Origin of the sequence: Pseudomonas floridensis, from assembly GCF_002087235.1 — a bacterium.
Lineage (GTDB): Bacteria > Pseudomonadota > Gammaproteobacteria > Pseudomonadales > Pseudomonadaceae > Aquipseudomonas > Aquipseudomonas floridensis.
On record NZ_MUIO01000100.1, the window covers coordinates 1 to 20,691 of the forward strand.

The window sequence follows — 20,691 nt, forward strand, 5'->3', positions numbered from 1 at the left end:
TTGATCAAAGACACAAGCGAGTTTGCTCGCGAAAGCTGCCTTTCAGACGCGGCACGTTTTGCAGGTTTACCGACATATGCGCGCAAGCTCACTGTCACCTGGGTCGTCACGACGACTCAAAGCACCTGCAACACTTCACGCAACACCAGCAACGTCAGAAAATGCAGCGGGTAGATCGCGTACGCCCAACGTCGCATCGGCAGTACCTTGAAGCGCGGCTTGGTGCGCAGCAACGCAAGACCCAGCAGCGGCGCGATCAGACAAGCGATCAACGACCCGATGGAAATCGGATCCCCCCACGCCGCACCGGCAAACATCTCGGGCCAGGCATTGCCCGCCAGGCAGAACACTGCCGGAAAAACCGCATAACCGAGCGACCTGTTCAGCACCCAGAGAAACACCAGCGGCAACAACACGCCCGCGATGCCGAACATCAGATATTTCTGAAACATCAGCCCCAGCAGCAACGCGACAATCGCCATCACCCGCGTTACAGGGGTTCGATGCTGCCAGCCCTGAGTGATCAGCAAGCCCAATAGCAAGGTCGGCATTACGTTCAGCACCCCCGCATCCAGCATGAACAGCCGATAAGGGATCTCCGACAGCACCGCGAAGGCCAACAGCCAGACGAGATAGCGCCAGTGCACACGTGGGGCAGTCAACGCGGCGCTGCGTCGTGAAAGATTGGTCGCGATGGCCAGACAGAAAAAGGGGAACGCAAAGCGGCCCGGCACATACAGTTCGTTCACCGACCAGCCCACGTACCGCAGGTGGTCGAGCACCATGCTCAATATCGCCAGCCACTTGAGCAGGTCCAGCGCCTTGTTGCGTCCCGGCAGAAAAGGCGGGTTGGAAAGGTCCATATCACTCCCGAACAGGTCAGCGTGTTTCGCAGGCAATACATGACCGCGCCACCGGTTTTTCGATACAGTGGGCGCCATAAGCCCACAAGGAATCGGCCATGACAGACCAAAGCCAACAGTTCGCCAGCGACAACTATTCCGGTATCTGCCCAGAAGCCTGGGCAGCCATGGAGCAGGCGAACAAGGGTCATCAGCGTGCCTACGGCGACGATCAATGGACTGCGCGAGCGTCGGATGATTTCCGGCGTTTGTTCGAAACCGACTGCGAAGTGTTCTTTGCCTTCAACGGTACGGCGGCCAACTCGTTGGCGTTGTCATCGCTGTGCCAGAGTTACCACAGTGTCATCTGTTCGGAAACCGCCCACGTCGAAACCGATGAGTGCGGCGCACCGGAATTCTTCTCCAACGGCTCCAAGCTGCTGACCGCCCGCAGTGCAGGCGGCAAGCTGACGCCGGAATCGATCCGCGAAGTGGCGCTCAAGCGTCAGGACATTCATTACCCCAAACCTCGCGTCGTGACCCTGACCCAGGCCACGGAAGTGGGCGGCGTCTACCAGCCCGACGAGTTGAAGGCGATCAGCGCTACCTGCAAGGAGCTGGGCCTGCACCTGCACATGGACGGTGCGCGTTTCTCCAATGCCTGCGCGTTTCTGGAATGTTCGCCCGCCGAGCTGACCTGGAAGTCGGGCGTCGATGTGCTGTGCTTCGGCGGCACTAAAAACGGCATGGCGGTGGGCGAGGCGATTCTGTTCTTCAACCATGACCTGGCCGAAGACTTCGACTATCGCTGCAAGCAGGCCGGGCAACTGGCTTCGAAGATGCGCTTTCTGTCAGCGCCGTGGGTCGGTCTGCTGGAAAACGACGCCTGGCTCAAACATGCCCGCCACGCCAATCACTGCGCCCAGCTGCTGGCCGATCTGGTCAAAGACATCCCGGGTGTGGAACTGATGTTTCCGGTGCAGGCCAACGGCGTGTTCCTGCAACTGTCAGAAGCGGCGATTGCGGCACTGACCGCCAGAGGCTGGCGTTTCTACACCTTCATCGGCAACGGCGGCGCACGCTTCATGTGCTCGTGGGACACCGAAGAAGACCGTGTCCGCGAGCTGGCCGCCGATATCCGGCAGGTGATGCAGGGCTGACCTGCGTCACCCACGCGAGGCTCAATACTCGATTCGCACGTCCCCTTTCGGCACGCTGCAGCAGGACAGGATGTAGCCTTCTGCAACGTCGTCGTCGGTGATGCCGCCATTGTGCTCCATTTCCACTTCGCCGCTGAGTTTCATCACCTTGCAGGTGCCACAGATGCCCATGCCGCAGGCCTTGGGGATCATCAGGCCCAGCTTGGCCGCGGCGGCGTGGACGGTTTCGCCCGGCCCCACGCGAATGCTCTTGCCGGTGTCGGTGAACTCCACCTGATGCAGATCGGCAATGTCGATGTCCGGCGCATCGGCGGCGATCTCGGCCTGTTCGACCGCGTCGGCGCGGGCTTCGGGCGGCGTCGCACCGAACGACTCCTCGTGGTACTGCGCCATGTTGAAGCCGTTTTCCTGCAACAGGCGTTTGACCGCGGTCATGTACGGTGTCGGGCCGCAGCAGAACACCTCGCGGTCCATGAAATCCGGCGCCATCAGCTCGAGCATTTTCTGGTTCAGGTAACCGCGATACCCGGCCCATGGCTCGCCCAGCCCGTGCTTTTCGCAGACCAGGTGCAGGCTGAAGTTGTCGATCCGCGACGCCATGTGTTCCAGCTCGCGGTGATAGATGATGTCTTTTGGCGAACGGGCGCTGTGCACGAACACCATGTCGACGTTGGCATTGGTGTCATAGAACCAGCGTGCCATCGACATCACTGGCGTAATGCCGACGCCGCCGCTGAGGTAGAGAATCTTCGGGTTCGGAAAATCGATGGCGTTGAACAGGCCGACCGGCCCGTGCACCGCCAGCTCCTGACCTTCATGCAGCGTATCGTGCAGGTAATTGGACACCTTGCCGCCCGGCACGCGCTTGACGGTAATCGAAAAACTGTAAGGCACTGACGGCGAGCTGGAGATGGTGTAAGAGCGCATGATCGGCACACCGTCGATTTCCAGCTCAAGGGTCACGAACTGCCCGGGCTTGAAAAAGAACAGGATCGGCTGGTCGGCCATGAAGCAGAACGTGCGCACATCCCAGGTTTCCTGGATGACTTTGACGACTCGAACCAGGTGACGCCCGTTGGCCCATGTCTGGGTCGTGACCGGGCTGAGGAAACTTTGGGACATACATGATCTCCACGGCCGACTGTCGGCCTCTTATGCTGCGGATTCTGCTCAACGCACGACACGGCCACTTATCCATCAACGACATTCACGTACTTACGGCGACCAGCCCCAAGGGACAAGGGCTTTCGCGTCGGGAACGGATTCGGCCATGTCGCCCATGGATAAGGTTCGCTCCGCGCCCGCCTCCACACTCGCCACTAAAGGTAATCAAGCATGGATGACGCATCGGTCGCCCTGCGTGCAACGCGACAACAACCGTATCAGCCACATTCGCAGGCCGCCAACGACGCGGTCATGAGGGATTTTAACGATGGACGTCACCGCAACCTTGAGCCTGGGCGACCCGCTGGAACCTGCACGCAAGGCCACTGCCGAGATGCTGCAGAATCGTGAGCGCACGTATTCGTTGCCGCAGCCTTTCTACAGTGATGATCGGCTGTTCGAAATCGACATGCAGGAGATTTTCCAGAAGGAGTGGCTGATTGCGGGGATGACCTGTGAAATCCCGGCCAAGGGCAACTACCTGACGCTGCAGATCGGCAAGAACCCGATTCTGGTGGTACGCGGCCCGGACGGCGTGGTCAATGCCTTTCACAACGTGTGCCGCCATCGCGGCTCACGCCTGTGCACCGCAGAGAAAGGCAAGGTGGCCAAACTGGTCTGTCACTATCACCAGTGGACCTACGAACTGGACGGTCGCCTGCTGTACGCCGGCACGGAAATGGGCGACGACTTCGACATGAAGCAGTTCGGCCTTAAGCCTGTGAACGTGAAAACCGCAGGCGGTTACATCTTCATCAGCCTGGCGGAGAACCCGCCGGCCATCGACGAGTTCCTGTCGACATTGCGTCATTACATGGAACCCTACGACATGGAGAACACCAAGGTGGCGGTGCAAACCACCTTGATGGAAAAGGCCAACTGGAAGCTGGTCCTCGAAAACAACCGCGAGTGCTACCACTGCAACGCCTCGCACCCCGAACTGCTCAAGACCCTGCTGGAATGGGACGACGTCACCGACCCGCGCGCCGATCAGGCCTTCAAGGATCACGTGGCCGCCTCCGCCGCCGCGTGGGAAGCCGAGAAGATCCCCTACGCTCATGCCAGCTTCGGTCTGCGTAACCGAATCGTGCGCATGCCGCTGCTCAAAGGCACCGTGTCGATGACCCTGGACGGTAAGGTCGGCTGCAAGAAGCTGATGGGCCGCATCCAGAACCCGGACCTGGGCTCGATGCGCATCCTTCACCTGCCGCATTCGTGGAACCACTGCATGGGCGATCACATCATCGTGTTCACCGTGTGGCCGATCAGCGCGCAGGAAACCATGGTCACCACCAAATGGATCGTGCACAAGGACGCGGTGGAAGGCGTGGATTACGACGTGGAGCGCATGCGTCAGGTCTGGGATGCCACCAACGATCAGGACCGTCGTCTGGCCGAGGAAAACCAGCGCGGCATCAACTCAACCGCTTATCAGCCAGGCCCTTACTCCAAGACCTACGAGTTCGGCGTGGTCAACTTCGTCGATTGGTACAGCTCGCGTATGCTGGAGAACCTGGGCGCCGAACCTGCGCCCTATTTGAAAGGCGTGGCGGTGAATCACGAATGAGTGCATAGGGCACTTACCCGGCGACGTTCACTACAACTTCTGAGCGTCGCCGGGGATTGCGATAAGCATCAGGCAAATCAGAACTACGCGTTAACACCTTTTGCACAGTGGTATGACCCGCGATTAACTCATCCATATTCCTTTCTACTTTAAAGATGCTGGCAACCGTATCGGCCACTCGTCGCTGAGCCATCAAAAAGCATGTTGCGCCTCTCCCTCCGGCATACTCCCTCGAAATACCCACTAAGCTTAATGGACGTTTCCAACGGAATGGAAACCCGACGGCCCATTGCTGTCGCCACTGGATCAATAAATGGATCGCAACCATGTTTACCACTCGCCTGTTTAAAAGCCATATAACAAAATATATCAACCGTCATAGAAAGTCCGCCGCAGATGCAGCCTCTGACATGCCCGATATCCAGGGCAAGAATATTCTGATGGGCTTCTGGCATAACTGGGGTTCTGAACCGGGTCAGGGTTACCAACAAGGGATGTTCAAAGAACTGGCCCTGAGCGATATTCCAAAAGCGTACAACGTCGTGGCGGTGGCCTTCATGAAAGGCAGCGGCATTCCGACCTTCAAACCTTACAAAGGCACCGATGCAGATTTCCGGGCCCAAGTCGCTCAATTGAACGCACAGGGCCGCGCGGTACTGATTTCGCTGGGCGGGGCGGATGCGCACATCGAGCTCACTGCGGGTCAGGAAACAGCGCTGGCCGCCGAGATATGCAGGCTGGTTGAATCGTACGGTTTCGATGGACTGGATATTGACCTGGAACAATCGGCCATCACGGCTGCCGATAATGCGACGGTCTTGCCCGCCGCGTTGAAACTGGTCCGCGAACATTACAAAGCCGAAGGCAAACATTTCATTATCAGTATGGCACCCGAGTTTCCTTATCTCAGGGAGAACGGTCCTTACCTGAAGTATATTTCGGCGCTGCAAGACGAGTACGACTTCATTGCGCCACAGTATTATAACCAAGGGGGTTGATGGCACATGGGTTGATGAGCTAGAACTGTGGATTCCTCAAAATGATGATGGTTTTAAAGAAGAGTTTCTTTATTACCTCACCGACAGCCTGATCAATGGCACGCGTGGGTTTTCCAGCATTCCAGCCAATCGTCTCGCCATCGGCCTGCCTACTAACAATGATGCAGCTGCCACGGGTTACGTTATTGATGCGGGCGATGTCAACCGCGCACTGGAATCGCTTAAATCCGACGGAAACCCGATTCGTGGCCTGATGACCTGGTCCATCAACTGGGATGACGGGAAAGACAAGAACGGCACCCCTTACAACTGGGAATTCGTCACACGCTATGGATACCTCACCGAAGGTGAACCGCCAGTGCCGGACAAACCGACCGTACCCAAGCATCTGGCTTCGTCCGAACAGACCAGCACATCGGTGACGCTCACCTGGTCGCTGTCGACAGGCCCGTTGCCAGTGCTCCAGTATGTGCTCCATCGAAATGGCGCGGCATTGGAGCAACCGGTGAGCCATCCCCCTTTCACAGACAGCGGGCTTGAACCTGGCTCTACTTACACATACCGGATCAAGGCGATCGATACGGCGGGCAATGCTTCCGAACTGTCTGCAGAACTGCGTGTAAGTACACAGGCAGAAGGCGGGGAAGGTGAAGATCTGACGCCCCCTCGTAATCTGCGCGCTACCGCCGTCACGGCCGGCAGCGTTTCGCTCGCCTGGGACCCGTCTATCGGTTCCGAAATCAGCACGTATCATGTGTATCGTGACGGCGATGAGGCGGGCACTACCGACTCCCCAGCGACAACCTATACCGATGCGGCAGACGTGCAACCCGACACAGCCTATGAATACTTTGTCGCGGCTCAGGATGCTACTGGACAGTTTTCCCAGATCAGTGACGTGCTGGAAGTGGTGACTGAAGAAGAAGGCGGCAGCGCAGCGGAATGGGCAGCGCATGTTCACTATGACAAGGGCGATAACGTGAGTTATCAGCAAGCGGCTTATGAATGCACGCACGCCCACGCATCCGAAGAAAGCTGGACACCCGACAGGGCAACCGGATTGTGGAGCCGTGCTTAAGGCAGGCCGTAGATATACGGGGAAATGACTTATCCACAGCACGATGCGCTAACGGCATGGATAAGTCATTCCGAAAGCCTCAAAACACGGTTAAAAATGGCGCTTCATTCTGGGCTCTTTTCCTGATCTGGCTGTACATTATTTGATCAAACCTCTGGAAGCCAGTCCTCACTTGACGTACAGACGGTCACGAACATGTTATCCACAGAAGCGCCAACAGAGTTTGGGTACAACTTGATGTCGTGGAGTGCTTCACCTGTGGAAAACTGTCTTAACGACACGATTGAGTAGCTGTGACCTGGTTTCGAGCGACCAGCAAGCAGATTGATCATTTTTTGCACAAAAGACTGAAAACCTTTAATTTAAAGGCTTGCAAACGATCACGAACAACTTGTCCACAGATACGCCAACAGAGATTGTGGGTAATCCCAATTCCAGGCGGTGGACAACCTGATGTTATTCACAGGTAAAAAACCAGCTAAAACCGTAACTTAGCTGATCACTTTTTGACCGCACGCTTGTAAGGTCCGGTTTACAAGGGCTTTACCAAGGCGCGAACATGTTATCCACAGGCAGATGCACAGGGATTGTGCGTAACTGCCCGCCACGCTGTGGATTAGCGCACTACGCCTTCTTCGATCAGCAATTTGAGGATCGCAGCAGCGCCCTCTTCCGGGCTAACGCCTTTGAGCACCTGCCCGCCGCCGCCACTGGCCTTGGCCGTTGCTGCCTTCATACGGTCGGCACCGCTTTTGGCTTTGATGACTTTTAGACGCTTGGGTCTGGACTTCGCGGGCTGCAGCGCCTGGTCTGTGAGTAAGTCGTCAACCACGACCTCGACCTCTTCGACGCCCAGCACACCGCGCTGCGCGGGTCCGTAGGCGCTTTGACGCGGTTTGGGTGCGGCATTGTCTACCGTCGCGAGAAACGGCAGACGCACTTTCAAGCGACGACGCTGGCCCCGCGGTAGCGCCTGCAGAACGAGCGCCGAGCCCTCGTTCAGCGACTCAACCTCGGCAAGCCCGTTCACCATCGGCCAGCCGAGCCGTTCAGCGAGCAGGAATGGCAGCATGCCCGATCCTTCGCCGGTTTCGGCCTGGCTGCCGGTCAGCACCACTTGCGCGGCAGAATCGCGGATGTAGTCGGTCAGGGCGACCAGCGCATCGGCGCCCTGCGGTTGCTGGAGGACATGCAGCTCGCTCAGTCCCATGCCCAGATAAGCCCGCAGTGCCGGCTCCTGGGCATCGCCCGCGTGCAGCACCTGCAAGTTATCCCCAGCCAGTTGCAAGCCGAGTTCGACCGCTCGCGCATCCTGCTCAGCACGGCGTGGCCGACCGGATGTCGGATGCGCGCCAACGGAGACCAGACTGATGATCTGCACGTCCGACTTATCCATCGACACCTTACTTTGATCAGGCTGCATCGCGCTTCTCCCCATTGCGCCAGGCCTCGACCGCTGCGATCAGCGCATCGAGAATGGCTGCGCTCTCGCCGATCACCGACAGGTCGGCGCGTTTGACCATGTCGCAGCCCGGATCCAGATTGACCGCCACGACCTTGTCACAGGCGCCAATGCCCTGAAGGTGCTGAATGGCACCCGAGATACCCACAGCCACATAGACTCGTGCCGTGACCCAGGTGCCACTGGCGCCGACCTGACGCTCGCGCCCCATGAAGCCGTCATCCACAGCGACCCGCGATGCTCCTTCGGTCGCGCCGAGTGCAGCGGCGGTTCGATGAAACAGTGCCCAGTCCTTGACCCCATTGCCGCCCGACAGAATGAACTCGGCTTCGGCCATGGGGATAACTGCCGGGTTGACGCTGACCGCCCCGAGATCTTCGATCCGCGACAGACTACGCGCCACAGTTGTGGATAACTCCACAGGCAACGCCTCGTGACGGGTTTCGCTGACCGGCTCGGCACATTCGGCGGCAGCCAGAATCAACCTCGACAATGGCCGCACCAGATCTTGCTGTCCTGCACCAGCGCGGCCGATGCAATGTTCATCCTTGACCTGCCAGACCCGTGTCGCGGGACGCTCGCCGATACTGGCGGCAAAGCGCCGACCCAATTCTGCGCCGCCCGAGCGGCTGTCAGGCAGCAACCAATGCCGGGGATTGAACTGGTTATCCACAGCACGCAAGCCCTGCACACGCTGCTCCGGTGAATAACCGCTGAACTCGATGCCATCCAGTATCAACAAACGGTCTACGCCTGCGGTCTCGAATGCGGTTTCCTTGTGTTCACCGAACACCACGGCCAGCACCGCGCCTTCAGCGCCCGCCATTTGACGAGCCAGCCCCAGCAGGTCGCGGTCGTGGCTGCTCAGGCGGCCGCCGACCATGTCCGGCACCACGCAGATGTAAAACACAGGCTCCACGACCTGATGCAGCGGCAATTGCACTTCCGCCGCAGCCGAACGCCTGGCCGCTCCGCCCTGCTGCGCGCCGCTGCGGTCGATCCGCTTGATGCCGTTCGGACCGATGAAGCCCAGACCGTGCACGTTCTTGCGTATCAGCCCGTTAGGCCCCATCCACCGGGTTTGCGCAGGCTGCATGGCCGCATGCAAGGGATGCAAACGGTTACGGGCGATCCACTCGGCACGTGGGTCACGACGAATGATGTCGCTCATCAGTGCACCTCCGCAGGTTCGCGCTTTGCCGGAACGGTCTTGCTGGGGATAACTTCGTCATCCAGCAACGCATCGGCGACCAGTTCGGCGATGTCCTTGATCAACGGCCTCGGCTCGACCACCCCTTCGAGCATCGCGGTGCATTGTGGACAACCCACCGCCACCAGCTCGGCACCGGTTTCGCGAATGTCGTCCATGCGCATGTCGGGGATACGCTGTCTGCCGGGAATGTCAGTGATCGGCGCGCCGCCACCGCCACCGCAGCAGCGCGAACGGAAACCGGAGCGCTGCATTTCCTTGATCTCGATACCCAACGCACGCAGCACCTCACGCGGCGCTTCGTATTCCCCGTTATAGCGCCCCAGGTAACACGGATCGTGATAGGTCACGCGGGTGCCTTTGTGCTGGCCCAATCTGACGGAACCGCTGTGAATCAATTCGGCCATGTAAGTGCTGTGATGCTGCACCTGATACTCGCCACCGAACGCGCCGTACTCATTTTTCAGTACATGAAAGCTGTGCGGATCGCAGGTCACGATGCGCGTGAAGCGGTACTTGGCGAGGGTCTGAATATTGCGCCTGGCCAGCATCTGAAAAGTCGCCTCATCGCCAAGACGACGCGCCACATCACCGCTGTCGCGCTCCTCAAGCCCCAGTACGGCAAAGTCGACGCCTGCGGCTTTCAGGACTTTGACGAATGCGCGCAGGGTGCGCTGATTACGCATGTCGAAGGCGCCGTCGCCGACCCAAAACAGCACGTCCGCGGTCTTTTTCTCGCTCATCAGCGTCAGGTTCAGATCCGCCGCCCAGTTCATTCGTCCACCGGGGGCGAACCCGCCGGGATTATCGGTGGCGATCAGGTTGTCCAGCACCTCGGCACCCTTGTTCGGGGTAGCGCCCTTTTCCAGAGTAAGGTGACGGCGCATATCGACGATGGCATCAACGTGCTCGATCATCATCGGGCATTCCTCGACGCACGCCCGGCAGGTGGTGCACGACCATAGCGTTTCAGCATCCACCAGACCGTTGACGATCGGCTGATGCGGGTTGCCGCCATGCTCGCCGATCGGCCTGCCCTTGCCGTCCAGCGACGGGTACGGACTGCCCGCAAAGCGCGCATCGGTGCCACCTGCCAGACCGACCACCATGTCCTGAATGAGTTTTTTTGGATTGAGCGGCTGGCCTGCCGCGAACGCCGGGCATGCAGCTTCGCACTTGCCGCACTGGACGCAGGCGTCAAAACCCAGCAATTGATTCCAGGTGAAATCCGCAGGCTTTTCCACACCCAGCGGCGCGCTCGTATCCTTGAGGTCCAGTGGCTTGAGACCGGTGGAGCGACCACCGCCGAAGCGCTCGGCGCGACGGTGCCAGGCCAGATGCAGCGCACCGGCAAAAGCGTGCTTCATTGGCCCGCCCCAAGTCATGCCGAAGAACAGCTCGCTCACGCCCCACAGCACACCCAGCCCCAGGATCACGACCAGCACCCAGCCGCCGAAGTGTTCGGGCAGGATGCCCGCCACCGGCAGCGTGACCACGAAGAAGCTCGCGGAAAACGCCATCAGGCTTTTCGGCAGGCGCATCCACGGTCCTTTGGACAGGCGAGCGGGCGGGTTCAGGCGACGTCGATAAACGAAGATCGCACCCACAAACATGACGGCCGTCATCAACAGCAACGCGTAGCCGAGCAGGCGGTTATGCAGACCGAAGCCATGCACCAGAATCGCCAGAATGATGGACGCTACCGCACCGCCTGCCGTGGCGACGTGGGTGTTGGCGATGTATTTGTCACGGGCGACCACATGGTGCAGATCGACCATGTAACGCTTGGGCATGGCCAGCAGCCCGCCTAGCCAGTCGACGTCGGAGGCCCGCCCGTTGCGCCACATTTTTACCCGCCGCATCGCGCCCAGCACCGCAAGGGCCAGAGCGCTGAACAGCAGGATGGGAAGAAGAGTGTCTAGCATCTGAAGCTCCCGAAAGCCAAGCGGTCTTGCAGGCCAAATCGTCTGATTGCCGCAACGGATTCAGTGGGAGCGAACCTGCTCACTCCCACAAGACCGTGCGCCTCCACAGGATGGCTTTCAAAAATCCTTGCACAGGCGCAAGCCGTCATAGATCGCCGCGTGGGTATTGCGTTGCGCCACGCAATCGCCGATCCGGAACAGCAGGTAACCATCGCCCGGCTGACTCAACGACGGTTGCGGCTGGATGGCGAACAGCGCGTCGATGTCGATCTGGCCCTTGTTGCGCGAGCCTTCCTTGAGCGCGTAGTAGATCGCCTCGTCAGGACGCACACCGTTCTCCACCACCACCTGATCGACCACTCGCTCTTCCTTGGCCCCGGTGTATTCGTTCTCCAGCACAGCCACCAGCTTGTCACCCTCGCGATAGACCTTCTCCAGCATCATGTCGCCGGTCATGATCACTTCCTTGGGGTACATGCTGCGGTAGTAGGTCGGGAACGAAGTGCCGCCAATCGCCACGCCCGGCTTGATGTCATCGGTGACGATCTCGACCTGGCTGCCCTTGTCGGCCAGGAAGTCGGCCACGGACATGCCGGTGAATTCGCAGATGGTGTCGTAGACCAGCACGTTCTTGCCCGGCGCAACCTTGCCGTCCAGTACGTCCCAACTGCTGACCACCAGTCCTTCCGCCGCGCCCCAGTGTTCGTTCTGCTCCAGAAATGGATGACCGCCCACCGCCAGCACCACGATATCGGGACGCAGGTCGAGAATGGTTGCGGCATCAGCTGCCGTACCCAGACGCAGATCGACTTTCAGGCGCGCCAGTTCCAACTGGAACCAGCGGGTGATACCGGCGATCTGGTCACGTTGCGGTGCTTTCGACGCCGTGGTGATCTGCCCGCCGATGAACTCCTTTTTCTCGAACAGCGTGACGTCATGCCCACGTTCGGCCGACACGCGCGCCGCTTCCATGCCGGCAGGACCGGCACCCACGATCACCACCTTGCGTTTCGGCCCGGTGGATTTTTCGATGATGTGCGGCACCCCCATGTATTCCCGCGACGTGGCCGCGTTCTGGATGCACAGCACGTCCAGCCCCTGATACTGGCGGTCGATGCAGTAGTTGGCGCCGACGCACTGCTTGATCTGATCGATCTGGCCCATCTTGATCTTGGCAATCAGGTGCGGGTCAGCGATGTGCGCGCGGGTCATGCCGACCATGTCGACATAGCCGCCTTCCAGAATGCGCGTGGCCTGGTTCGGGTCCTTGATGTTCTGCGCATGCAGCACCGGTGCCTTGACCACTTCCTTGATACCGGCAGCCAGATGCAGAAACGGCTCCGGTGGATAACTCATGTTGGGGATCACGTTGGCGAGGGTGTTGTGAGTGTCGCAACCCGAGCCGACCACGCCAATGAAGTCGATCATGCCGGTGTCGTCGTAGTACTTGGCGATCTGTTTCATGTCCTCGTGGCTCAGACCATCGGGGTGAAACTCATCACCGCAGATACGCAGGCCCACGCAGAAGTCAGGACCGACTTCCTTGCGCACGGCCTTGATGACTTCCAGGCCGAAGCGCATGCGGTTCTCGAAGCTGCCGCCCCACTCATCGGTACGTTTGTTGACCCGCGGGCTCCAGAACTGGTCGATCATGTGCTGGTGCACGGCTGACAGTTCCACGCCATCCAGGCCACCGGCCTTGGCACGTGCTGCAGCGCTGGCGTAGTTACCGATCACCCGCCAGATTTCCTCGGGCTCGATGGTTTTGCAGGTGGCGCGGTGCACCGGCTCGCGGATGCCCGATGGCGACATCAGGGTCGGCCAGTGATCACCGTCCCAGCGCGAGCGACGACCCATATGGGTAATCTGGATCATGATCTTGGCGCCGTGCTTGTGCATGGCGTCGGCCAGATTCTGGAAATGCGGGATGATCCGGTCGGTGGCCAGGTTGACCGATTTCCACCAGCCTTGCGGGCTGTCGATCGCGACACTGGACGAGCCGCCGCAGATCGCCAGACCGATACCGCCCTTGGCTTTCTCTTCGTAGTACTTCACGTAACGGTCGGTGGTCATCCCGCCGTCGGTGGCGTAGACCTCGGCATGCGCAGTGCTGAGCACGCGGTTGCGGATGGTGAGCTTGCCGATCTGAATCGGCTGGAACATCGCTTCGAAAGCCATAACGCGATCCTCGATTTACAGCGGCTTGACGACAAAGAGTCCGTCGTCATGGCCTTCTTCCGAACCACCATAGACCTGCTCGGCCACCGTGCGGATCGAACTGCCGCTGGCGGCCAGAATCTGATCCATTGCACCGGCGAACCAGCCGGTGAACATGTAGTCGACCTTACGCCCGACCTTGCCGTAGACGTACACGAAGCAGGAATGCTCAAGCTTGACGCTGGCCGTGCCTTTTTCGAGATCGATGTCCTGAATCTTGAACAGGCCCCAGCCCCGTTGCGACAGGCGCTTCATGTAGTGCTCGAATACCGCGACGCCTTCGATGCCGTGACACTCGGCTTCTTTCTCGCACCAGTGCCAGGCCGATTTGTAGCCGGCCTTGTAGAGAATCTCGGCGTAGGCGTCGGCGCCCAGCACCTCTTCGATGCCCATGTGGTTGTTGACGAAAAAGTGGCGCGGCACGTAGAGCATCGGCAGTGCGTCAGAGGTCCAGACACCGGTTTCGCTGTCGACTTCGATGGGCAGTTGCGGGGCGATTTTGGCCATGGGTGACAAACTCCAGATGATTCGGGTTACACCCACCGCCACAGGGCAGTGAGTGTGCAAGGGGATTAGGTGTGGCTGGCGGCTTATTCGCCCCAGACGTCGGCCAGAACGTTGACCCAGTTCTCGCCCATGATCTTGCGCACCACGCGTTCGGAATGGCCGCGCTTGAGCAGGGTTTCGGTCAGGTTGGGAAACTCACCGACAGTACGGATCCCCAGCGGGTTGATGATCTTGCCGAAGTTGGTCAGGCGGCGGGCATAGCCCTTGTCGTGGGTCAGGTACTCGAAGAAGTCCTGCCCGTGACCCTGGGTGAAATCGGTGCCGATGCCGATGGCGTCTTCGCCAACGATGTTCATGACGTATTCGATGGCTTCGGCGTAATCGTCGATGGTCGACTCGATGCCCTTGGCCAGAAACGGCGCGAACATGGTCACGCCCACGAAGCCGCCATGATCGGCAATGAACTTCAGTTCAGCGTCAGACTTGTTACGCGGATGTTCTTTGAGGCCGGACGGCAGACAATGGGAGTAGCAAACCGGTTTTTTCGATTCGAGGATGACTTCTTCGGAGGTCTTGGACCCAACGTGGGACAGGTCGCACATCACGCCGACACGGTTCATTTCCGCCACGATTTCGCGACCGAAGCCCGACAAACCGCCGTCGCGTTCATAGCATCCGGTGCCGACCAGGTTCTGGGTGTTGTAGCACATCTGCACGATGCCGACGCCCAGCTTCTTGAAGATCTCCACGTAACCGATCTGGTCTTCGTAGGCATGGGCGTTCTGGAAGCCGAACAGGATGCCGGTCTTGCCCAGTTCCTTGGCCTTGCGGATGTCGGCGGTGGTGTGAACCGGCATCACCAGGTCGCTGTTTTCGCGCATCAGTTTCTGGCTGGTGCAGATGCTGTTGATAGTGGCCTGAAAGCCTTCCCATACCGACACGGTGCAGTTGGCCATGGTCAGGCCGCCCTTGCGCATGTCTTCAAACAACTCGCGATTCCATTTGGCGATGATCAGCCCGTCAATAACGATGCTGTCGGCGTGCAATTCGGCTGGGCTCATCAGGCTGTCCCCTTTTAGGTTCGTGCGCACCGAATCGGCTGTCGGCGCTAATGGGGTCAGCATATGCCGGAGGGTCGGGCGAGCCGGGTGCAAAAACGACAAGGGGCTTGCCGAAAGCGTCAAGAAACGACAAAGGGTGACAGCGCCTCGTCACACGGTGCTGTAAACCTGTTCATTGTCACGCGCTTGAGACAGAATTCATCGCATCAATGGATCGGAGCGACTCAATGAAAACGATTTTTCTGACGTTGGCCTTGATGGCGACAGTCATGACCGGTGCACAGGCCGCTCAGAACCCCGAAAGCACGCCGTGCGACGGCGTCGACGGTGACAATCAGACCCTGGAATGCTCGGCTTACAGCCGGCACACGGCCGAAGAACTGCTCAAGGAGAACTTCCAGAACCTGTTGCAACGGGTTCAGTCGCAGTTCGTCGCCAACAAGACACAATTCAACGACTTCACCAGTAAGCTCAAGACCGCTCAGCAGGCCTGGGAAAAGCTGCGTGATGCCGATTGTGCAGTCGAAGTGTTTCCTTCTGCGGCAGGCAGCAAGGCCTTCACCGTCAGCGAAAATGACTGTGTGGCGCGCATGAGTGATGAGCGGTCGGAGTATCTGGAGTCGATTGCGCAGGAATAACCCCGGCGATGAGATAACCTGTTTCTTTTATGAACCACGTCATCAGGTTTTCTCATGATCATTTGCGGTGTAGAAATCAAAGGCAGTGAAGCCATCTTTGCTCTGGCCACGCGTCAGCAAGGCGGCATCGCTCACCTGCCACTGGCAACCAAAAAGATTGCGTTGGAGGACGACGACGAGTCTGTCAACGTCAAAGCCTTCGCAACCCAGATCGCCAGCTTCGTGCGCGAGAACGGCATCAGCCATGTCGCAATCAAGAAACGCAGCAAGAAAGGCGAATTCGCTGGCGGCCCGACCACGTTCAAGATTGAGACGGTGCTCCAGCTGCTGTCCGATTGCGACGTGGCGCTGATCTCGCCCCAGACCATTAACGCCCAAAACAAAAAACACGACTTCGCCCTGCCCGGCACACTGAACAAGTATCAGCATGAGGCGTACAAGACGGCGTGCGCGGGACTGATGAAGTCCGCTTAGCGACAGTTCGGTCGGGGTGCGGTGAGTTGTTTTGGGAACGAACTCGTTCGCGAAACCCGCCTGCCAGAAACCCTATTAAGGTCGGTCATACCCGTTTCTTCGCGGACAGTTGGCTCCCACGCAAATCTGCCCGGACAACCCTTGATGCTCTGAAGCACGCCGGAACCGTAGGAGCGGACTTGTCCGCGAAATGCCCGTGCAGACGCTGGAAATGCGGCGTTTCGATAAAGCGTTCGCGGACAAGTTGGCTCCCACGCAAATATGCCCGAACAACCCTTGATGCTCTGAAGCACGCCGGAACCGTAGGAGCGGACTTGTCCGCGAAGAGGCCGGTGCGAACACCAAAAATCCCCCATTCAGCCTGTCAATTCACGGATACCCCAGCACGACCTTGATGGCGGTGAGGTGATGGGTGATCCAGTCGCGATCGATGGCGCCCCAGTTGATGATCCGGTAATGCCCGGAACGGTTGCGGGCTCCTTCCTGCTGTTCGAATTCGCAGATGATGTCCAGATCCGCCAACGCGCAAATGGTGTCTTGAGCCGTGCGGCGCGGCATGCCGGTCATGGTCATCAGCTCGGGCACGCTGCTGGCGAGCTGGCAGTCGATCAGATACGCCACATACAAGCGGCGGTAGAAACTGCTTTTGGTCTTGCTGACCTCCATCGTCGTATCCTTCAATGCGTGGTTCAGGTGATCGATCCGGAGGCGGACAGGTCGCGGTACGTCAGGTAGACGCGCAAATCGAATTCCAGTTGGTGGTAGCCGGGCAGCATGTGTTCACACAGCTTGTAGAACGCCTTGTTGTGATCCGACTCTCGGAAGTGCGCCAGCTCATGAACCACGATCATCTGCAAAAACTCGGGCGGCGCTTCCTTGAACAGCGACGCCACGCGAATCTCATTCTTGGCCTTGAGCTTGCCGCCCTGCACTCTTGAAATTTTAGTATGCAAGCCCAGCGCGCGATGGGTCAGGTCCAGACGATTATCGAATAGGACCTTGTCGATGTTAGGCGCATTGCGCAGATGATCCTGCTTGATGGCCAGCGCGTAGGCATACAGGGCTTTGTCGCTCTGCACCTGATGACGCGCCGGATAGCGCTGCTGCAGGTAATCGGCGAGCCGACCCTGCGCAATCAGTTGATGCACCTGGTCCTGCAAGGCCTGAGGGTAGGCCTGCAGGTATTTAAGCGGAGCGTGGCTGGACGCGGTCATGAAGTCGGGGCACGGGCGTAAAAGGACGCCAGTCTACAACACTCAGCCCCGTTTCAAGCCTGACAACTCGAACTGCGCCGGAAAGTGCAGCGCTTCCTCCGCCAGCAGCGGATGAGCAATGTAAAAGCCCTGCACGATCTGGCAACCGCTGTTGGCCAGCCACTGATATTGCTCGTGAGTCTCGACGCCTTCCGCAATGATCAGCATGTCGAGGTTGCGACACAGGTCGATGATGCTTCGGGCCAGGGCGGCCTCGCGTGGCGAACCCAAAATGTTGGCCACGAAATGCCTGTCGAGCTTCAGGGTATCCAGTTGCAGGTTACGCAGATGCGACAGCGAGCACTCGCCAGTACCGAAGTCGTCCAGCGCAACCCGCACGCCGATGTCATGCAGTTGGCCCAACTGTTTGTGGCTGTGGGTCAGGTTGTGCACCAGCGAACTTTCAGTAATCTCCACTTCCAGTTGGCCCGGCTTGAGGTCGAAGCGGTCCATGGCGCGCTTCAACTCGGGGACCAGATTGGGCATGCAGAACTGCGTCGGGCTGACACAGACACTCAGCACCACATCCGAGGCGAACACACTGCTCCAGACCTGTCGTTGCTCTGCGCCCTGATCGAAGATCCAGCTGCCCAGCTTGTTGATCAGCCGCGTCTCTTCCAGCAGCGGGATGAACAGCGCGGGCGGCACGTCACCCACCGCAGGATGCTGCCAGCGCAGCAATGCCTCGAAGCCCCGCAGCCGACCATCCTCGACATGAATCTGCGGCTGATAGACCACCGAAAAATCCTTGCCGTCGATGGCAGTGCGCACACTTTCTTCCAGCATCAGCCGCGAGCGTGCACGCCCGTTCATGTTCTGGTCGTAGAACCTGTATTGCTGACGCCCGGCCCGTTTGGCCTCATACATGGCGATGTCGGCAGCGCGCAACAAGCCGTCGAGGTTGGCGCCGCAATCCGGATAGGTGGCAATCCCGACGCTGGCACCAAGGCTGATCTCCACGCCGTCCACATGCCGGCGCCCCGAGACGCGCTCAATCAGTTTCTCGGCGATCTTGGCGGCCTGCTCGGGATAGTCGAGCCCGTCGATGACCACTGTGAACTCGTCGCCGCCGATGCGCGCCAGAATATCGTACGGGCGCATGCTCTCTCTGAGCTGCTCGGCCACCCACAGCAACACCTGGTCACCCGCGTCATGACCCAGCGCATCATTGATCTGTTTGAAACCGTCGAGGTCCATGTACAGCACCACAAGGCATTTGCCGACCTGATCATTGCGACCGAGCATGCCCTCGACGGCCTGGTAGAAGCCGCGCCGATTGAGCAAACCGGTCAGGGCATCCGTGACCGCCTGCTTTTCCAGCTGTTGATACAGATCACGCACTACCGACATATCGAGAATGGTCAGCACCATGGCTTTCTGTTCGGCGGGCAACGCCGCGCACGACAACGCCACCGGCAACTGACGACCCAGCGGCGTACGCAGAATGGCGTCGTGGACCCGGTAGGTGTCGGCTCTGCGATAGTGTTTGTAGAAACCCGAATCCAGCCAGTTACCGACCTGGGGTTCCTGAATGTAATCCAGTACCCGCGTGCCGCACAGCTGTTCGACAGTGGCATTAAGTAGAAAGCAGATGGCCGGGTTGGCGAAGCTGATGATCCCGCTTTCGTCGACGACCAGAATGCCTTCGGCCACGTTGGCCAGCACCGAGGCATTAAAGGCACGAGCCGCTTCCAGCTCTTGTGACAGGGCCTGCAACGCACGGCGATTGCGTTGCTGTTCCAGAAGGGCCTGAACCTTGGGCTTGAGAATGTTCGGATCGAAAGGTTTGAACAGGTAATCCGTCGCGCCGCTGGCATAGCCCTTCTGGACCGCATCCTTGCTCTGCTCGTTGGCCGTGAGAAAGATGATCGGCGTCAGGCGCGTGCGCTGACTGCCGCGCATGAGGCGAGCAACTTCAAAGCCATCCATTCCGGGCATCTGTACATCCAGTAACACAAGGTCCACTTCCTGCTCCAGCAGAATAGTGAGCGCCTCGATACCTGAACTGGCAGTGACAATGCGCCAGTCGGTCCTTTGCAGAACAGCGCACATCGTTACCAGATTTTCCGGATAGTCATCTACAACCAGTAACACTGAGGAGCCATCTGCTGGCCCGGATTGCACGCATTCCATGCTGCTTCTCTATCTGTGGCACGACGCCTGAAATTCAGGAAGACCGTCATACGTATGAAATCAACTCTAGCCGCGTCTTGAAAAAAGCAGAAGCAAGCCAGCCGTTTGCCATCACCAAACATCAACCTACCCGACTAACGGTCATTTCCTACAGCCCCTATGCACAGTGCCCTGCAGGAAATGTGACAGCACTTTGACGTCATCCAACTGACAATTTTGCATTAACAAATTGTCCTACAACCCGTATAAAGCCACGCTGAAACCCTCTGACTAGAGGCCTCCCGCAGGCAGGCGCAGACATCTGGATGGACCAAAAATGATAGATTTCACAGCGTGGCAACTGAGCATTCCGATGGATGTTCCGCCCAGAACCATTGAGACCTCTCAATTGGTAAAGGGTTATGACAGCAAATACTTCGGATCAGGTTCCAAATCCATTTTCTTTTGGGCTCCTGTTACAGGAACAAAGACAGAAAACGCCAAATACCCGCGCAGCGAGTTTCGGGAAACGTGGCCTGACGGCACTTTGCGTAACTGGATGTACCCGGATGCCGACAATTTTTTGAATGCGAAACTGGAAGTCAATCAGGTCCCCTCGTCCGGCAAAATCGTCATCGGCCAGATCCATGCTTATGAAAGCACCGAACCTATGCTCAAGGTCGAGTATCAGTACAAGGATGACGACAAGGCGGGCGACATCGTGGTCAAGGTGCGCAAGCGCTTTGACGATGACGAAAGCAAGGTCTACAAGATCGCCGAAGGCGTGCCGCTCAACGAGAAATTTAAATACATCATTCACCTCAGCCGCAGCGGCCAGTTAAGCGTCAGCGCGCGGGATGTGAACTGGAACACGCAGATCAGCTCGAGCTGGCGCGACAAGCCACTGTATTTCAAGGCAGGGGTTTACGTTCAAGACCACAGCGGGTTCAGCAGCGAAGGTGGCAAGGCTACGTTCTACAACCTCGATATCGATCACAACAAAACCTGAACCACACGCGTTAC

The 20,691-nt window shown here is 58.7% G+C and carries 16 protein-coding genes and 1 pseudogene; 6 read left to right on the plus strand and 11 right to left on the minus strand.

Annotation, left to right across the window (positions count from 1 at the left end; all coding sequences use genetic code 11):
- Window positions 1–116 precede the first annotated feature (116 nt).
- Window positions 117–863 (minus strand): TraX family protein, encoded by a 747-nt coding sequence (locus tag BZK31_RS22880; RefSeq protein WP_083185578.1) that lies wholly within the window; start codon window positions 861–863, stop codon window positions 117–119.
- A 98-nt stretch (window positions 864–961) separates the two neighbouring features.
- Here BZK31_RS22880 and BZK31_RS22885 point away from each other — a divergent pair, with 98 nt between their 5' ends.
- Window positions 962–2,002 carry a threonine aldolase family protein gene (locus BZK31_RS22885; protein ID WP_083185579.1) on the plus strand — a complete coding sequence of 347 codons (1,041 nt, stop codon included), beginning with the start codon at window positions 962–964 and terminating at the stop codon, window positions 2,000–2,002.
- A 21-nt stretch (window positions 2,003–2,023) separates the two neighbouring features.
- Here the strand turns inward: BZK31_RS22885 and gbcB are convergent, their stop codons facing one another.
- The gene (gbcB, locus tag BZK31_RS22890; protein WP_083185580.1) at window positions 2,024–3,124 is read right to left on the minus strand and encodes a glycine-betaine demethylase subunit GbcB; all 1,101 of its coding nucleotides are present in this window, start codon (window positions 3,122–3,124) and stop codon (window positions 2,024–2,026) included.
- A 310-nt stretch (window positions 3,125–3,434) separates the two neighbouring features.
- Between gbcB and gbcA the strand changes: the two genes are divergently transcribed.
- Together gbcA and BZK31_RS22905 are read left to right on the plus strand one after the other, a co-directional pair.
- Window positions 3,435–4,733: a glycine-betaine demethylase subunit GbcA gene (gene gbcA / locus BZK31_RS22900; protein ID WP_083185581.1), complete on the plus strand. Its 1,299-nt coding sequence runs from the start codon at window positions 3,435–3,437 to the stop codon at window positions 4,731–4,733.
- A 326-nt stretch (window positions 4,734–5,059) separates the two neighbouring features.
- Window positions 5,060–6,809, plus strand: a pseudogene (locus BZK31_RS22905) (fibronectin type III domain-containing protein).
- Between the two features lie 616 nt (window positions 6,810–7,425).
- On the opposite strand, the gene etfB reads toward BZK31_RS22905, so the two are convergent.
- The 6 genes from etfB to BZK31_RS22935 form a co-directional block, all read right to left on the minus strand.
- The gene (etfB, locus tag BZK31_RS22910; RefSeq protein ID WP_083185582.1) at window positions 7,426–8,232 is read right to left on the minus strand and encodes an electron transfer flavoprotein subunit beta; all 807 of its coding nucleotides are present in this window, start codon (window positions 8,230–8,232) and stop codon (window positions 7,426–7,428) included.
- The gene (etfA, locus tag BZK31_RS22915; RefSeq protein ID WP_083185583.1) at window positions 8,222–9,442 is read right to left on the minus strand and encodes an electron transfer flavoprotein subunit alpha; all 1,221 of its coding nucleotides are present in this window, start codon (window positions 9,440–9,442) and stop codon (window positions 8,222–8,224) included. The genes etfB and etfA overlap by 11 nt, the downstream gene beginning before the upstream one ends.
- Window positions 9,442–11,406 (minus strand): dimethylglycine demethylation protein DgcB, encoded by a 1,965-nt coding sequence (gene dgcB / locus BZK31_RS22920; RefSeq protein WP_083185584.1) that lies wholly within the window; start codon window positions 11,404–11,406, stop codon window positions 9,442–9,444. Before dgcB ends, etfA begins: the two co-directional genes overlap by 1 nt.
- 117 nt (window positions 11,407–11,523) lie before the next feature.
- Window positions 11,524–13,584, minus strand: a complete 2,061-nt coding sequence (gene dgcA, locus BZK31_RS22925) for a dimethylglycine demethylation protein DgcA (protein WP_083185585.1) — start codon at window positions 13,582–13,584, stop codon at window positions 11,524–11,526.
- A gap of 15 nt (window positions 13,585–13,599) precedes the next feature.
- Window positions 13,600–14,130, minus strand: a complete 531-nt coding sequence (locus BZK31_RS22930) for a DUF5943 domain-containing protein (RefSeq protein WP_004880220.1) — start codon at window positions 14,128–14,130, stop codon at window positions 13,600–13,602.
- 83 nt (window positions 14,131–14,213) lie between these two features.
- Window positions 14,214–15,191 carry a dipeptidase gene (locus BZK31_RS22935; RefSeq protein WP_083185586.1) on the minus strand — a complete coding sequence of 326 codons (978 nt, stop codon included), beginning with the start codon at window positions 15,189–15,191 and terminating at the stop codon, window positions 14,214–14,216.
- A 227-nt stretch (window positions 15,192–15,418) separates the two neighbouring features.
- On the opposite strand from BZK31_RS22935, the gene BZK31_RS22940 reads away from it, so the two are divergent.
- Together BZK31_RS22940 and BZK31_RS22945 are read left to right on the plus strand one after the other, a co-directional pair.
- A complete protein-coding gene (locus BZK31_RS22940; RefSeq protein ID WP_083185587.1) occupies window positions 15,419–15,829 on the plus strand; it encodes a lysozyme inhibitor LprI family protein in 411 nt (136 codons plus the stop codon).
- Between the two features lie 54 nt (window positions 15,830–15,883).
- Window positions 15,884–16,303 carry a DUF3010 family protein gene (locus tag BZK31_RS22945; protein ID WP_083185588.1) on the plus strand — a complete coding sequence of 140 codons (420 nt, stop codon included), beginning with the start codon at window positions 15,884–15,886 and terminating at the stop codon, window positions 16,301–16,303.
- A gap of 369 nt (window positions 16,304–16,672) precedes the next feature.
- Here the strand turns inward: BZK31_RS22945 and BZK31_RS22950 are convergent, their stop codons facing one another.
- Genes BZK31_RS22950 through BZK31_RS22960 form a run of 3 tightly spaced genes read right to left on the minus strand, consistent with a single transcriptional unit; the run spans window position 16,673 to window position 19,689 of the window.
- On the minus strand, window positions 16,673–16,969 hold the full coding sequence (locus BZK31_RS22950) for a winged helix-turn-helix domain-containing protein (RefSeq protein WP_083185589.1): 297 nt from the start codon (window positions 16,967–16,969) through the stop codon (window positions 16,673–16,675).
- Between the two features lie 23 nt (window positions 16,970–16,992).
- A complete protein-coding gene (locus BZK31_RS22955; RefSeq protein ID WP_083185590.1) occupies window positions 16,993–17,517 on the minus strand; it encodes a YgjP-like metallopeptidase domain-containing protein in 525 nt (174 codons plus the stop codon).
- A gap of 42 nt (window positions 17,518–17,559) precedes the next feature.
- Complete coding sequence (locus BZK31_RS22960; RefSeq protein WP_083185591.1) at window positions 17,560–19,689, minus strand: two-component system response regulator; 2,130 nt, start codon at window positions 19,687–19,689, stop codon at window positions 17,560–17,562.
- A gap of 316 nt (window positions 19,690–20,005) precedes the next feature.
- On the opposite strand from BZK31_RS22960, the gene BZK31_RS22965 reads away from it, so the two are divergent.
- Window positions 20,006–20,677, plus strand: coding sequence for a polysaccharide lyase family 7 protein (locus tag BZK31_RS22965; RefSeq protein WP_083185592.1), 672 nt, complete (start codon window positions 20,006–20,008; stop codon window positions 20,675–20,677).
- The last annotated feature ends 14 nt before the right edge of the window (window positions 20,678–20,691 follow it).